The organism is Rhodanobacter sp. OR87 (assembly GCF_000473345.1).
GTDB lineage: Bacteria > Pseudomonadota > Gammaproteobacteria > Xanthomonadales > Rhodanobacteraceae > Rhodanobacter > Rhodanobacter denitrificans.
The window spans coordinates 1-15474 of the sequence record NZ_AXBJ01000008.1 but is presented as its reverse complement, the minus strand read 5'-3'; the positions used below and the strand labels follow the sequence as shown (position 1 = coordinate 15474).

The 15474-nt window shown below is 66.1% G+C and carries 11 protein-coding genes and 1 pseudogene; 6 read left to right on the top strand and 6 right to left on the bottom strand.

From position 1 onward, the window contains the following. Window positions 1–38: 38 nt before the first annotated feature. A complete protein-coding gene (locus RHOOR87_RS0109050; protein ID WP_007508909.1) occupies window positions 39–2072 on the top strand; it encodes a transglycosylase SLT domain-containing protein in 2034 nt (677 codons plus the stop codon). Between the two features lie 20 nt (window positions 2073–2092). Further along, a complete protein-coding gene (locus RHOOR87_RS0109045) occupies window positions 2093–3031 on the top strand; it encodes a complex I NDUFA9 subunit family protein (RefSeq protein WP_027484835.1) in 939 nt (312 codons plus the stop codon). Window positions 3032–3043: 12 nt separating this feature from the next. Here RHOOR87_RS0109045 and RHOOR87_RS0109040 read toward each other — a convergent pair whose 3' ends face one another. Beyond that, a complete protein-coding gene (locus RHOOR87_RS0109040; RefSeq protein ID WP_007508904.1) occupies window positions 3044–4636 on the bottom strand; it encodes a sulfotransferase in 1593 nt (530 codons plus the stop codon). A 186-nt stretch (window positions 4637–4822) separates the two neighbouring features. On the opposite strand from RHOOR87_RS0109040, the gene RHOOR87_RS0109035 reads away from it, so the two are divergent. The 3 genes from RHOOR87_RS0109035 to RHOOR87_RS0109025 are packed head-to-tail and all read left to right on the top strand — an operon-like array spanning window position 4823 to window position 8292. Beyond that, window positions 4823–6394, top strand: a complete 1572-nt coding sequence (locus RHOOR87_RS0109035) for a DUF1800 domain-containing protein (protein ID WP_231381751.1) — start codon at window positions 4823–4825, stop codon at window positions 6392–6394. An 8-nt stretch (window positions 6395–6402) separates the two neighbouring features. After that, window positions 6403–7602: a DUF1501 domain-containing protein gene (locus tag RHOOR87_RS0109030; protein ID WP_007508900.1), complete on the top strand. Its 1200-nt coding sequence runs from the start codon at window positions 6403–6405 to the stop codon at window positions 7600–7602. 42 nt (window positions 7603–7644) lie between these two features. Next, a complete protein-coding gene (locus tag RHOOR87_RS0109025) occupies window positions 7645–8292 on the top strand; it encodes a dihydrofolate reductase family protein (protein WP_007508897.1) in 648 nt (215 codons plus the stop codon). A gap of 210 nt (window positions 8293–8502) precedes the next feature. Here the strand turns inward: RHOOR87_RS0109025 and RHOOR87_RS0109015 are convergent, their stop codons facing one another. Then, a complete protein-coding gene (locus RHOOR87_RS0109015) occupies window positions 8503–9711 on the bottom strand; it encodes an IS4 family transposase (protein ID WP_043292197.1) in 1209 nt (402 codons plus the stop codon). A gap of 174 nt (window positions 9712–9885) precedes the next feature. Here RHOOR87_RS0109015 and RHOOR87_RS20350 point away from each other — a divergent pair, with 174 nt between their 5' ends. Further along, the gene (locus tag RHOOR87_RS20350; protein ID WP_155950937.1) at window positions 9886–10131 is read left to right on the top strand and encodes a hypothetical protein; all 246 of its coding nucleotides are present in this window, start codon (window positions 9886–9888) and stop codon (window positions 10129–10131) included. Between the two features lie 46 nt (window positions 10132–10177). Here RHOOR87_RS20350 and RHOOR87_RS0109005 read toward each other — a convergent pair whose 3' ends face one another. The 4 genes and pseudogenes from RHOOR87_RS0109005 to RHOOR87_RS20740 form a co-directional block, all read right to left on the bottom strand. Further along, on the bottom strand, window positions 10178–10498 hold the full coding sequence (locus tag RHOOR87_RS0109005) for a hypothetical protein (protein ID WP_007508893.1): 321 nt from the start codon (window positions 10496–10498) through the stop codon (window positions 10178–10180). Window positions 10499–10581: 83 nt separating this feature from the next. Beyond that, on the bottom strand, window positions 10582–11457 hold the full coding sequence (locus tag RHOOR87_RS19810; RefSeq protein ID WP_157769689.1) for a CPBP family intramembrane glutamic endopeptidase: 876 nt from the start codon (window positions 11455–11457) through the stop codon (window positions 10582–10584). Between the two features lie 97 nt (window positions 11458–11554). Then, the gene (locus RHOOR87_RS0108995) at window positions 11555–15019 is read right to left on the bottom strand and encodes an RHS repeat-associated core domain-containing protein (RefSeq protein WP_027484831.1); all 3465 of its coding nucleotides are present in this window, start codon (window positions 15017–15019) and stop codon (window positions 11555–11557) included. A 174-nt stretch (window positions 15020–15193) separates the two neighbouring features. Next, window positions 15194–15406: pseudogene (locus RHOOR87_RS20740) on the bottom strand (DUF6531 domain-containing protein); the annotation flags it as partial. Between the last annotated feature and the right edge of the window lie 68 nt (window positions 15407–15474).

Sequence of the window (15474 nt, the reverse complement as noted above, 5' to 3'; positions counted from 1 at the left end):
ATCGACTACACTGCCCGTGATCCACCGCAGGAGCCTCCATGTCCGTCTTCCTCTCGCCGCGGCGCATCCTGCTCACCGGGCTGCTGCTCGCCGGCTGGCTGCTGACGAGCGTGCCGGCGCGAGCCGCCGCCCCCGACGCCGCCCAGCGCGCGGCCTTCCGGCAGGCCTATGCCGCCGCCCAGCAAGGCGGCGATGGCTGGCGGCAGCTGGCGGCCAACCTGCACGACTACCCGCTGTACCCGTACCTGCCGGCGGCGGCCCTGCAGCACGACATCCAGCAGCTCGACCGCGCCAGCGTGGAGGCGTACCTGGCGCAATACCCGGACTGGATCCCCGCCGCCGACCTGCGCCGCGCGTTCCTGCGGGAGCTGGCGCGGCGGCAGGACTGGAGCACGTTCCTCGCGCTGTACCAGAGCGGCCTCGGCGACACGCTCGCCTGCGACGCGCTGCAGGCGCGGCTGGCCGGCGGCGGCACGCTGGAGTTCGAGCGCGACCTCGCCGCGCTGTGGGCCAAGCCAAGCCTGCCCGACGCCTGCGACCCGGTGCTCGCCGCCGCGCACACGCAGGGCCTGTTGACCGAGGCGCGACTGTGGACGCGGATCGACCGCGCCGCCGACGCCGGCCAGGCCGGCACCATCGCCAGCCTGGCCGGTTGGCTCGCCGAACCCGGCCGCGCCAGCGCGCTGCAGCTGGCGCTGGCACTGCGCGATCCGGCCGCCGCGCTGGACGCCGCGCGCAGCTGGCCCGACCAGCCGCGCCAGCGCCAGGCCGCCACGCTGGCGCTGACCCGCCAGGCCCGGCGCGATGTCGACGCCGCCGACGCCGCCTGGCAGCAACTGCAGTCCCGCTTCAGCTTCAGCGAGGCGCAGCGCAACCAGATCCTGCAGGCGCTGGCGCTGTACCACGCCACCGATTTCGACGACGGCGCGCTGGCCCGGCTGATCGCCCTGCCTGCCGCCGCGCAGACCGACGGCACCCGCGAATGGCGGGTGCGCGTGGCGCTGGCGCAGCAGGACTGGAGTGCGGTGCTGGCCGGCCTCGACGCGATGCCCGCCGATCAGCGGCAGGACAGCGAATGGCAGTATTTCCGCGGCCGCGCGCTGGCCGCGCTGGGCCGTGACGACGAAGCCCGCCCGCTGTTCGAGGCCCAGGCCGACAAGCCCACCTTCTTCGGCTTCCTGTCCGCCGACCGGCTCGACCGGCCGTACGCGATCTGTCCGTTGACCCTGGCCGACGACCCGCAACGCGAACAGGCCCTGCTGGCCAACCCCGGCCTGTTGCGTGCGTTCGAGTTGTATGCGGTGGATCTGCCCAAGTTCGCCCGGCGCGAGTGGGCGCGCGCCTTGCAGGACGCCGACCCGGATACCCAGCGGGTCGCCGCCGACATGGCCAACCGCCGCGGCTGGTACGACCGCGCCGTGTTCACCCTGAGCAGCGGCGACGCCCTGCGGCTGTACGACCTGCGCTTCCCGCTGGCCAGCCAGGACGGCCTGGTGCCGCAGGCCGGGCAAGCCGGGATCGAGCCGGCCTGGGCCTACGGCATCCTGCGCGCGGAAAGCGCCTGGATGAGCGATGCCCAATCCGGTGCCGACGCGCGCGGCCTGATGCAGCTGCTGCCGGCCACCGCCGCGCTGGTGGCGAAGCGCAACGGGCTCGACTGGGGCGGCGGCGACACGCTGTACGACCCGGCCACCAACATCGCGCTGGGCACGCGCTACCTGGCGCAGATGGCCGCACGCTTCAACGGCTCGCCGTGGCTGGCCAGCGCCGCCTACAACGCCGGCCCGAACAAGGTCGAGCAGTGGCTGGCCACGCGCGGCATGCTGGCGCCGGACCTGTTCGTCGCCACCATCCCGTACCGGGAAACCCGCGAGTACGTGGCGCGGGTGATGGCTTTCAGCGTGATCTACGATTGGCGCCTGAGCGGCGACACGGTGGTGCCGCTGGCCACCCGCATGAGTCCGATCGGCCAGCCGTATGCCGTGCCGACTGCCGCGACAGCGCGCCGGGCAGTCGACTGTCCCGCCGAGGCGGCGTCGGCAGCGGCCGTCGCCGGCAGCGTCTCGCCCTGAAGCTCCATCGAGGAAATCCCATGGCCGCACAGCAACTCGTCATCCTCGGCGGCACCGGTTTCGTCGGCAGCCGCCTGGTGCCGCGACTGGCCGCCGACGGCCACCGCATCATGCTGCTCAGCCGCAACCGCGAGCAGCACCGCGAACTCGGCGTGCTGCCCACGGTCAGCGTGCGCAACGCCGACATCCACGACGACGACGTGCTGCGCCGGCAGCTGGCCGGCGCCGACGCGGTGATCAACCTGGTCGGCATCCTCAACCCGCACGGCCGCGACGGCTTCCAGCGGGTGCACGTGGAACTTGCCCGCCGGCTGATCGCCGCCTGCCACGCCAGCGGCGTGGGCCGCCTGCACCAGATGAGCTCGCTGAAGGCCGGCCAGGGCCTGTCGCAGTACCTGAAGAGTCGCGGCGAGGCCGAGGCGCTGGTCAAGGCCTCCGCGCTGGACTGGACGATCTACCAGCCCAGCGTGATCTTCGGCCCCGGCGACGGCCTGGTCAGCCGCTTCGCCAAGCTGCTGCGACAGATGCCGGTGCTGCCGCTGGCACGCGCGAAGGCGCGGATGGCGCCCACCTGGGTCGGCGACGTGGCCGAGGCGATCGCCCGCTGCGTCGACCACGCGAAGCTGGGTCAACGGCGCAGCTTCGAGCTGTACGGTCCCGAGGTGCTCACGCTGGGCGAGATCGTGCGCAAGATCCGCGCTGCCGCCGGCCTGCGCACGCCGGTCGTGGCACTGCCCGACAGCCTCGGCCGGCTGCAGGCGCAGTTCGCCGAGCTGCTGCCCGGCAAGCCGTTTTCGCTGGACAACTTCCGCTCGCTGCGCACCGATTCGGTCGGCAAGGTGGACGGCTACGCCGCGCTCGGCATCGTGCCGCAGCCGTTCACGCCGTGGCTGCCGGTGCTGCTCGGCGAACCGCCGCGGCAACGCCGGCTGGCCGCGGCGCGTTCGCCGCAACGTTGAACAGCGCGCGGATCAGCGCGCGCCCAGCAACAGCCGCAGGCGATCCAGCTCGGCGCCGTAGCGCGCGGCCAGCGCCGGTTCGCGCGGCCAGGGCTGGCGCCCGCGCAGTGCCGTGCGCGCCTGCGCCGGCCCGTGCCGGAAGCCCGCCAGGCAGGCCGGGTCGACCTCCAGCCCGCAGAACGCCAGCAACCGCTGCACCTGCGCCTCGGGCTCGGCCAGCAGCGCCTCGTAGTCGTGCTCGAGGTAGCGCTGCGGGAACAGCCGCTGCCAATGCCGGCCGAGCCGCTCGTGGTCGCGCCAGTAGCTGGCGATGTCGTCCAGGTCGTAGCTGAAATCGTGGCCGCTGGCGAACAGCTGGCGGTAGCAGGCGAAGCAGGTTTCCAGCGCATCGCGCCGGCAATGCACCACCCGCGCGCCGGGCAGCATCGCCAGCGCCACGCCGGCCACGCGCCAGTTCAGCCGGTATGCATCGACGAAGCGCGGCCGGCCGCGGCACACGGGCGCGGTACGCGCCAGGTAGTCCCGGCCCAGCCGCGCCCAGTCCGCCGGCGTGGCCGCACCGATCCACTGCAGCAGCGGTCGTCCGCGCCGCGCCGACTCCTCGCCGATCACCCGCTGCAGGTCGGGCGACTCGTCGACGCCGCCCACGTACGGGTGGGCGGCAAGGATCTGCCCGGTCAATGCGGCGCCGGCGTGCGGCAGCGCCATGAGGAAGATCACCTGCTCGCCGAGTGCGGCATCCGCGGCCCCGGCCAGCGGTTCGGCGAATGCGGCGAGCATGGCGTCGACGTGCGCGCACATGCTTGCCGCGTTCCAGTTCAGCTGCCGGTGCCGCCACCCGTTGGCCTTGCGCAAGGCGCGGAAGGCCGCGCGGTAATCGGCCTGGTCTTCCAGCGCGCGGGCCAGCGCGAAGCCGAGCTGGATGCGCGCGCGCGGCGTCGGCTGCGGCGCCTGCAGCACCTGCTGCAGACGGGCCACGTCGTCGCTGCTGAAGCGCTCGGCGTCCAGCGCGGCCAGGCCGCTCCAGGCCTCCGGCTGGCCGGGCTCACGCCGCAGCACCTCGCGATAGTTCGCGGCCGCCTGCACCTCGGCACCGAGGTCGGCCTGCGCCGAAGCCAGCAGCAGCCGCGCCGCCAGGTGCCCCGGGTCGACATCCAGTGCGCGGTGCAGCGCGGTGATTGCCCCGGCCGGGCGGCCCAGCAGCTGGAACATCCGGCCCCGGTTGAACCATGCCGGAGCGAAGTCGGGCGCCAGTTCACAGGCCCGCTGCAGCGCCGACAACGCGGCCTCGTTCTCGCCGCTGGACTGCAGCGCAACACCCAGGCTGATATGCAGCACGGCATCGCGCGGATCCTTCGCCAGCGCCTCGCGCAGGATCGCCACCGCCTGCGCGTGCTCGCCGCGCAACTGCTGCAGCTGGGCCGACAGGCGCAACGCCTCCGTGCTCTCCGGCGCCAGCGCCAGCGCCGCGGCCAGCGCCGCCGCGGCGCGCTCCAGCTCGCCGCCGGTCATCGCATCACCTGCCTCGCCAAGCAGCCGCACCACCTCCGGCGACAGGCCCGCGACGCGGTCGCGCAGCAGCGGATGAACCTGACTTGCCACCATCGTCGATGGGCCCCTTGCCTGCCGCCGGTCTCGGCTTGCCAGCTTACGTGAGCGGGGCGGCGGCATAAAGCTGCGGACCCTTCCATCTGAACGCAACGAAAACAGCCGCCCGGCCACCACCGCAAGAGGGTCATCCGGCGAATGCGTCTGGCGTTGCTTCCTGCATTGCCCTGCCGGAATCGCCACGTGCCCAACACACTTTGCCGCCTCGCACCCATGCTTGGCCTGTTGTTGACCATGCCGCCCGCGCTGGCCGGCGCCGGACAGACGCCACCGGACCGGCTGCCCGCCTCCCGCGCCATCGCGGGCGAACTCGCCCCCGGCGACATCGCCTGGTTGCGCCGCGACGGCTTCGGCCTGGACAGCGCCACCCTGGCGCGCTACCGCCAGCTGGGCCGCGTGCGCTTCCTCGACGAGCAGCTGGCCGGCGACGACCGCCTGCCGCCCGCGGTCGCCGCGCAGATCCGGGCGCTGCCGCTGCTGGCCACGCCGCTGACCGAGCTGCTGGCCGACTTCCGCGCACGGCAGCAGCAGTACAAGGACACCCCGGCCGGCCCGGCCAAGGACGCGGCCAAGCAGGCACTCGGCCAGTACCGTCGCGAACTGGTGCAGCAGGCCGCGCAGGCCGAGCTGCTGCACGCGATCCGCGGCGGCAACCAGCTGAAGGAGCAGCTGGTGTGGTTCTGGCTCAACCACTTCAGCGTGTACGCCGGCAAGGGCCCGGTGCGCGTGTTTGCCGCCGACTACGAGGAGAACGTGATCCGCCCGCACGCGCTGGGCAAGTTCCGCGACCTGGTGATGGCCACGCTGCAGAGTCCGGCCATGCTGGCGTTCCTCGACAACGCGCGCAACGCCCGCGACCGGACCAACGAGAACTACGCGCGCGAGCTGATGGAGCTGCACACGCTGGGCGTGGGCGCCGGTTACAGCCAGGCCGACGTGCAGCAGCTGATGCGCGTGCTCACCGGCGCCGGCCTGCAACTGCAGCCGCCGCGGCGCCTTGCGCGCCGCGGCCGCGAGCGGCTCGGCGTGGTGCGCGGCGGCCTGTTCGTGTTCAATCCGAATCGGCACGACTTCGGCGACAAGACCTTCCTCGGCCACACCATCGAAGGCCGCGGCTACGCCGAGATTGGCCAGGCGGTGGACCTGATCGTGCGCCAGCCCGCCTGCGCGCACTTCATCTCGCAGCGGCTGGCCGAGTACTTCGTCGCCGACCGGCCTCCGCCCGCGCTGGTGGACGCGATGGCCGACACCTTCCGGCGCAGCGACGGCGACATCGCGGCAGTGCTGCGCACCATGCTGCTGTCGACGGAGGCCGCCGCGCCGGACCCGCGCAAGTTCAAGGACCCGATGCGCTTCGTGGTCTCGTCGCTGCGCCTGGCCTACGACGGCCAGCCGGTGCCGAACACCGCGCCGCTGGCGAACTGGCTGCAGCAGATGGGCGAGCCGCTGTACGGCCGCGTCACCCCGGACGGCTGGCCGCTGGACTCGGCCAGCTGGACCGGCTCGGGCCAGCTGGGCAAGCGCTTCGACTTCGCCGGTGTGATCGGCAGCGGCCGCAACCGGCTGTTCGCCGCCGAGGGCGGCGGCGCATCGCCCGAGCCAGCCGGACCGCCCGCGCTGCGCGACTCGGCGCTGTACCGCGACGCCATCGCGCCGCGACTGTCCGAGGCCACCCGCCACGCGCTGGCCCAGGCGAAGTCGCCAGCGGAATGGAACACCTTCCTGTTGTCCTCGCCCGACTTCAACTACCGCTGAGGCCTGCCATGAACCGCCGCGAATTCCTGCTCGCCGCCGCCGGCGCCACCGCCGCGGCCACGCTGTCGTGCTCCGGCCGGCTGTTCGCCGCGCCCGCGGACTCACCGCGCTTCCTGCTGGTGTTCCTGCGCGGCGGCTACGACTGCAACAACCTGCTGGTGCCCTGCGCCAGCGATTTCTACTACGAGTCCCGCCCCACGCTCGCCATCGCCAAACCCGACGCCAACAATCCCGACAGCGCGGTGGCGCTGGACGCGGACTGGGGCCTCAACCCGGTGCTGCACGACACACTGCTGCCGCTGTGGCAGAAGAAGCAGCTCGCTTTCATCCCGTTCGCCGGCACCGACGACCTCTCGCGCAGCCACTTCGAGACCCAGGACCACATCGAGCGCGGCCAGCCGCAGGGCCACGCCGGCGACTACCGCTCCGGCTTCCTCGCGCGGCTGTCCGGCCTGCTCGCCGGGGTGCCGCCGATCGCCTTCACCAGCAACCTGCCGCTCGCCTTCCAGGGCGCCGGGCGCGACATCCCCAACATCTCGCTGAAGGCCGAGCCCAAGGCGCACTTCGACGAACGCCAGGCGGCGATCCTCTCCGGCATGTACCGGGACACCCCGCTGGCCCGGGCCAGCGCCGACGGCCTGGCCCTGCCGCGCAGCATCTCCGCCGACCTGCGCGAGGAGATGCTGGCGGCCAGCCGCGGCGCGCCCGGCGCGCGCAGCTTCGCCGCCGAGACGCGGCGCATCGCCGCCCTGATGCGCGACGAATACCGGCTCGGCTTCGTCGACGTGGGCGGCTGGGACACCCACGTCAACCAGGGCAGCACCCAGGGTGACCTGGCCAACAACCTGAAGAACCTCGGCGAAGGCCTCGCCGCCTACGCCGACACCTTGGGCGACGCCTGGCACGACACCACCGTAGTGGTGCTCTCCGAGTTCGGCCGCACCTTCCGCGAGAACGGCGACCGCGGCACCGACCACGGCCACGGCACCGTGCACTGGGTGCTGGGCGGCAGGGTCGCCGGCGGCCGCATCGTCGGCGAACAGCTCGCGGTGAACCGGCAGAACCTGCTGCAGGACCGCGACTACCGCGTGCTCAACGACTGCCGCGACGTGCTGGGCGGGCTGTTCGCGCGGCTGTGGGGGCTATCCGTCAATCAGCTGCAGACGGTGTTCCCGCAGGCGCGGCCGCACGACCTGCGGCTGCTGTGACGGGTAGACTGCAGCGACCTCGGGCGGCACGGCGGACCAGCCATGTCAAAACTTCGCGTGCAGAGCTTTGCGCTTTCCATCGACGGCTACGGCGCCGGGCCGGGCCAGGACCTCGAGCACCCGCTCGGCGTCGGCGGCCCGGAACTGATGGAATGGTTCTTCCCCACCCGGCTGTGGCGGCGCATGCAGGGCCAGGACGGCGGCGAGACCGGCGTCGACAACGACCTCGCCGAGCAGGGTTTCGCCGGCATCGGCGCGTGGATCCTCGGGCGCAACATGTTCGGCCCCGTGCGCGGCCCCTGGCCGGACGAGAGCTGGCAAGGCTGGTGGGGCGACGAGCCGCCGTACCACACGCCGGTGTTCGTGCTCACCCACCACCCGCGCCCCAGCCTGCGCATGGCCGGCGGCACCGAGTTCCATTTCGTCACCGAAGGCATCGAGGCCGCGCTTCGGCAGGCTCGCGCCGCTGCCGGAGGCCTCGACGTGCGCCTCGGCGGCGGCGTAGCTACGGTGCGCGAATACCTGCGCGCCGGCCTGATCGACGAACTGCACCTGGCCCTGCGGCCCGTACTGCTAGGTACCGGCGAACACCTGCTTGGCGGCCTCGACCTGCCCGCGCTGGGCTACGCCTGCACCCGGCAGGTGATAGGCGAACGCGCCTGCCACGTCTTCCTGCACAAGCGCGCATGAAGATCATCGCCATGCCCCCCAGCCTCCTCGGCTCCGCCTGCACGTCCCGCTGGTACACCGTGGTGCCGTTGACCGTGGTAATGGCGCCATCGGCATCGTAGCCCCATGTGGTGTTCCAAGTGCCCGACGGGGTGGCCAGACGGTTGCTCGTGGCTGCCATGGAATAAGTGATCGCTTAATTCCCTCCGTCCCTGAGGTTTCCCCACGTTTTCATGCTGTCACAGCCATCTGATCGAGCAGCGCCGGAGATGGCTTTCGTATCTGTTCCATGAGTTCGTCGAGCCTGACGTTTGACCATCGTCGCACCAGCGCCTCACGGCCAAGTCGCATGATCGAGTACAGCCGTCGCTTCGATCGAAAGGGTGCCAACCATTGGTCGATACCTGCCGTTTCGCACGCCATGCCGACCAGCCAACTGGCGAACGCCGCCATCGTATGGAGCAGCAGCAACACTTCGATGCGCTTGCCCTTGCGAGTCAAACTGTCCTCAAAGGCGTGGCCGTAGCGGTGTGATTTCAAGTCGTGGAAGGACAGTTCAATCTGCGTGCGCCGGGCATACAGCGCCACCATTTGTCGGGCGCTCAGGTGCCTCCGTGCAGGCGAAGCGATGAGAAGCCATGGCTCGCGTTCGCGGGCCGCGTTCTCTTGGCTCTTCTTGGTGCGTGACGGCATGCCCTGACGGTTGCGTTGTCTGCGTCCCTTCGGTGGTCTGGCATGCACCACCACGCGACAGCACCAGGGCTTGGCACGCACCGTATCCATCAGCCCCAAGTCGCGCGGTGCGGCGACGGCCAGCTCGTAGAGCGCTCGGCACGGCACCCATGCATCCGGCGTATCCACTGCATCAGTGGGCTTCACCAGCGTGCGGTGGCGCAGCCGTCCCAGCCAGTGCCAGCCCATTGCTTCGACAGCGCGAAACCATGGCGCGCGAAAGCCAGCATCGGTCACCAGAATCGGCCGCACATCCTGGGGAATCAGCGCCGCCAATCGCTGCAGAAATCGTTTCTCTGCCGCTGGCGAACCTTGTTGTCCATCGGGAAATACCATGTCCAGTATCGTCAGGGTCCGCCCGCCGACGGGAACCGCCGCGCGCAACAGATGCCAGCACCGATCCGCTTTCAGGTCACACCAGTCCAGCACGATGACCGGATGCGGGCCGCGCAATAACCAGCGCGCCATGGCTCCGTGCACGTGTTCACGCTCAGCGTGCAGATGTCGATTACCCAGCAGTCGATCCAGTGCCTTCAGCGGCGCGCGGATGCGCTCCGCACCGGGCCACCCGCGGGCGACATCAATCAGGGTTAGACGACGGCCATGGATCAATGCTTCCACGGCACGCAACAGCACGCGACGGCGCAGTGCATGCATCGGCTGCAGTGCATCGCCCAGGCACTTTTGCAATACTTTGGTGGCGTGCATGGTGTGGTCTCCTCTGGCTTCGTAACCCGTGAGGATTGACCGCATCATGCGCGCACTGTTCCTTCAACCAGCATGCAACGTGTTGATTGAACGAGAAGATTCGTGGGGAAACCTCAGCTTCCGGCCCCTTATCCGAGGTTTCACAAGGCACGACCCCGAGGCCCTCGTTCGTTTGTGCTCTACGACCACGTCAATGATGGCAAGCTTTTTCGCTGCGCGCTGGAAGGTTTCAGTTTGCAGATGAATCTCGGGGCGCCTCATGTTGTCAATCAAACCTTGGTACTGCGTGACGACATCGCTCCGCTGATTGAGCGCTACTTCGATGAGCATCCGAATGCTGCGTCGCGACATCATCACGCAGGAGTAGATGCGGAGGCATTACGTTGGGCCTGCACGGAGGGCATGCGGTGTTCGGCGTAACCCCCGTAAGCTCCGTATGGTGGTGAGCCAACTTCGGCTCCTCCATTTAACGAAACAGCTGTAACAAGCCCCAACTCACCAACAGGGTGAAATAGCCACAGAGCCGCCAGAAGCTCGCTTCGAGTAGCGGCTCGTTGGTCATCTCTGAGGAAGGGCTGAAATGGTCTACAAAGAAATCGGGAAAGATCAGCAAGGTTGCCGCGAGCAGCGGCATAAGCAGGACATAAAAGACTCCACCGCCTCGACCCGCATACAAGCTGATATCGGAGGACGCAGCGACCCCCAGGCTAGGAACCCAGTGATGCATATGGCAACCCATCCACAGCCATATCAACACAACGACACCACCAATCACGCGATGAACCATGTGATTTCCAAATCCTCTCGTAAACCATGGTATAGATCTTACTTAGGAGAGATGCGTGCTCATACTCATAGGGTTCCGAATTCCTAAGTCATCACGGCGATCAATGAAAGGACATTGATAATGATATGCAAAAGCACTGCGGGCAGCAGAGAAGATGTTCGCTTTACCAAGTAACCAAGTACCAGACCAAGCACAATCAGATAGGGCAATCGCACCAAATCGAGGTGTATCACTGCAAATAGTAGTGCTTGGCCGATCAACGCACCCCAAGTCGGTAACCTCTCTAACAAGGCCGTAAACAGCATGCCTCGAAAGAACATCTCCTCGATAACTGGCGCCAAAATCCCTATACAAAGCACGATTAGTGCAGGCCCAAGAATGCCGATCTGACTGGCGACTTGTCTTAAGCTCCACACTTCCCACTGCAGTGGATCAATACCATCATTGCCTTGACTTAAATCGGCGCCAAAAAATCTGAGGCACCATTCCCAAAGGTTCAAGCTGACTGGCGCTACCAAAAAATGCAAAACAAGATAGGCCACAGCAACGATAACTAATACCGATGGGATCGAAAGACTGGGACGTCTAATCCCGATGGATTTCCACGTCACACCACCCGCCAATACAAGACCGAGCACCGCCAAGCCGAGGCCGACTTTAGAAAAGAAATCGTCTACATAAAAGTGCCAAAACGCTCCAACCCAGTCTTCGACAATTACGGGATCAGGGTGAATCCGCCACCCGATGTTCCAACCGAAAAATAAGATCGTTGCGGCCGCTGCTAGAAATTGACCGCCCAATAAGGCAGCTCCGAAGCGTTTCGCAGCGATGAGGGGGACACTATACTTGTCATTGAATCTATAGGTGAAGACAGACAGAGCGACAATAGCGAGCCCAAAGAACAACAGACGGTATGGCCACGGCCGCAGTATTTGTGCCAGAAGCGTCCACGATGACATGCCAGTCATACACTGGCCTGCAATGCAGAGAACCACAGACACAGCACCAACCGAAAGGCGCCATCAGTCGAATCTACAAGGGCTTCAGGCGGCAGGCTCATGGGCATTTTCCAAGCCGCTTCATCAAATAGGCCTTCCATGCTTCGGCAAAAGTGGGGTACTGCGACCAATTCATGTCCCCAAACAATTTTGGATAAATGTGTGTGCCGCCTTCGGGTGCCGTAAAGGCGTTGTAGTCCTGCTGCGCCAACGTTTGTATTCCCGAACTGATCGCCACCGCGCCTTGCCCGAGTGCGCCTCCGATATCCGAAACCGCTCCTGCACTGTCAGGAAGGACGGCTGCTCCTGCGAGATTCGTGGCGCCTTGAACAGCGTTCTCCTTCTGTTCCTTGCTAGTATCCTGCAAGCCAAAAGGATCGATGTTGCTGAGCGGATTATTGCCGACATAGGCATAGGTGTTGATTCCCCCTGCCAACCCGATCGGATCGCTCTCGACGTAGCGCCCGATGTAAGGATTGTAGTCCCGCGCACCGTTCTGCCACATCCCGCTCTCGAGGTCATGGTACTGGCCGGGAAACCCGAGATTGAAGGTGCGCCACACATTGGTCGTGACCTGATTTGTGAAGGGAAGGCCCTGCGCCTGCCACACGATGGCTTGACTGTTCGAGTTGGTCACCGCCATCGGCCGTCCCGTCTGATCGGCATGCACCGGATACTTCCCGCCATTGACAATCGCCGTCACCAGCCGCCCGTTCAACCACACGTAATCCATCCACGTCCCGCTCTGGTTCTCAGCCAGCAACGTCCCGCTTCGATCGGGCGCAAAATACGTGGTGACCCCCGACGCACTCATCTTGCGCAACCGCTGGCCTTCCGGACCGATCACATAGCTCGTCCCGTTCGCGTTGACCAGACGGTGGAACGGGTCGTACTGGTACACCGTGGTACCGTTGGCCGTCGTGATGGCGCCCTCGGCATCGTAGCCCCATGTGGTATTCCAAGTGCCCGACAGGGTGGCCAGACGGTTGCTCGTGGCTGCCATGGAATAAGTGGTCGTGTTGCCGTTGACCACCTGGTGGGTGCGGTTACCGGCGGCATCGTAGGTGTAACTCTCGTTGTCAGCGCCGGAGGTTTCCGTGGTGAGATGGCTCATCGCATCGTAGCCAATAGTCTCGGTCATCGAACCATCGAGTCCGTTGGTGATCTGTGTGATCCGGTCCGCGGCATCGTAAGTGAAAGCCAGATTCTGCACGCCAGGCACGTTGATGCTACCCAGCCGGCCATCGCTGTCGTAGACCAGTGTGTTGGTCAGCCCATTGCTGGAGGTCCACGACGCCATCGCCGTACCACCGGGCCGGTAGGTCACCGCACTGACCGCGCTGGCCGAGGTGCCACCCACCGTGACGGTGACGCCCGACACCGCCCCGTTGATGTAGCTGTACGCGGCGCTGTTGCCGTCGGGGTACACCACGCTCGCCACATGGCCCACGCTGTCGTAGCCGTAGCCCAACGCATAACTGGTGCCGCCGATCGAGAAGCCGCGACCCGTGATCCAGCCTTCCGGCGTGTAGGTGTACGACGTGGTGCTGTTGGCATCGCTCACACTGCATGGCCGGCCGATACCGTGCGTGCAGCTGTCATAGGCGGTGCTCTGCGTCAAGCCACCGGCACTGACGCTGGTGGGACGATTGAGCGTGTCATAGCCATAGATCGTCTGCACGCCATCGGCCCGCGTCATGCTATAGCGACGTCCGTAGGCGTCGTAGGCGAAGGTCGTGGTGCCGGTGTCCGGACTGGACTGGCTCCAGAGTTGCCCGAGACCGTCGTAAGCGTACGTGGTGACCAAGCCCCGGGGATCGGTGACCGTGATGACATGGCCGGCGAGGTCGTACGTGTACTTCGTGACGCCGGCGTTCGGGTCGGTCGACTGGGTCACACGATTCAGCGCATCGTATTGATACGTGATGGCATGACCGAGCGCATCGGTCACCGACACTACATTGTCGTTCTTGTCGTAGGCATACGTGAGGGTTTGCCCGTGCATGCCATGCTTCTGGTACATGCGACCCAGCCCGTCGTAGCTCGCCGTCGCCTCGACACCGATGTCGCCACCTCTCGCAACAATACGCGTGACGACATCGCCGTTGGCATCGTAAGAAAAGCTTTCGGTGGATGTGCCATCCTTGTCGTTGTGCGTGACGCTGGTGACCTGCATATAGGCATTGCGGGTGATGCCGGACACCGAATTGTCGGGAGCCGTTACGCCAGCGGGCAGCCCGAATCCGTCATAGGTGTAGGTCCACGTCGCCGCCACGCCGTTGGGATGCCGGACAATGCTGGCCACCCGGCCACGCGCATCGTAGGTGTAATTGGTCACATCACCGTTAGGGCCGCTGATCTGGCCGGGACGGCCCAGCAGACTGTAACTGCTATACGTCGTGGTATGCCCCAGCCCGTCGGCGACCGTGGCTAGATTGCCGAGAGTGTCGTACGTGTAAACGTCCGTGTTGCTTCCGTTCAACGAGGGGTGAGTCACAGAACGAGTTTTGAGCATGCCGTTGGCGTAATACGTATAGGCATAGGTGGTCGTCAGCGCCGGCTGCGTTCCGACCGTCGTTAGGTTCTTCAGCGCCTGCGCGGCCAGCCTGTTGTTGCTGTCGTAGGCGAAGTCGGTTTCGGATAGCCCCTCAATCTTGATCGACAGCGGCCGGTCCATGCCTGCCGTGGTATCCCACGTAAAATCCGTTATGCGCTGTGATGCCGTTCCTGCTGCCTCGGTCTTCTTCTGCAGCAAGCCAGTGGCCGCGTAGACGTACTGGGTGGTATTGCCGTTGTTGTCGGCGGAGGTCGCCAGGTTGCCGTTGGCGTCGTAGGTGTTCTGGGCAAACGAAGCGTCGCAATGCAAGGCAGCATTGCCCGTCCCCGTCACCGACAGCAACAACTGGCTGCCGTTGTACTGATACACCGCGATATGCCCCAGAGGATTGGTCACCGTCGCCGTCGGGCCTATGCCGTTGCCGCCGTAAACGATCGTGGTTTTCTGGGTGCCATCGGCCATGCTGGATAAGTTGGCGCGGCCGGCGCCGTCGTAGGTGGTGACGTCGTGGGCCACGCCGTTGTAGTCGACCTCGGTCATTTGAGCCACGACACCGGTCGTAGTGTTGTCCGGCAGATATTTGTACGCCACGGTGGTGCTAGGCGAACCAGGGAGCGTTTCGGAGCTGACGACACCGAGGTGACTGACGGGGTTCGTGAAGGAATCCCATACCCCGACGGTCGACTGGTAGACATACACGCCACCGGCGGGATCAGTCACATTGATCTGCTTGGCCGACCCATAGGTTCCGCCCGATCCAGCGACCAAGGCGACCTTGAATGACGTTCCATTGGTGTGCGTAACGACAGTGGTGTTGCCGTCGGGATGGGTCAGCGTCCAGCCGATGCCCGAAGGGTCTTTGATCGAAAGCAGATTGCCCTGGCTGTCGAAGGTCAGCACCTGGGCGTCCTCGTCGCGCAAGGTGTAGGTGCTGTTGCCATTGTTCGTCAACGTGGCGGTACCCACGGGAGAAAAGGGCCCGGGATTCGGGGCTCCGTTCGTCGTCCCGAAGAAGGCCGTCGTGGATACGAAATTCAGACTGGATCCATCGGGTCGTGTAAAGGTNACNGGCCCGCAACGAATGGGACGATCCGGATTACCTCCCGTACTCTGGTAGTAACAGATGACATCCAGTTCGTAATCCAGATTGGTGGTCCACGTTCCCACGTTTGTCGTGCATGGAGCGTTGGATCCAGCGCAGGAAAAACGGGAGTTGTAATACCTTTCGAAGGTCAGACCCATTTCGCCGGGCTCGGCGAAATCGGTGACTTTTTCTATTTTGCTACCTGAACTGGTATCGATGGGGTCGGAGGCAGTGACTACGCTTGTTGTGGTTGTTTTATCGCAGGGCAATTTCGGGTTCTTGCTGTTGTTCTGGTTGACGGTACTTTGCGTGTCCTGATTAGCGACGACGCTCAGCC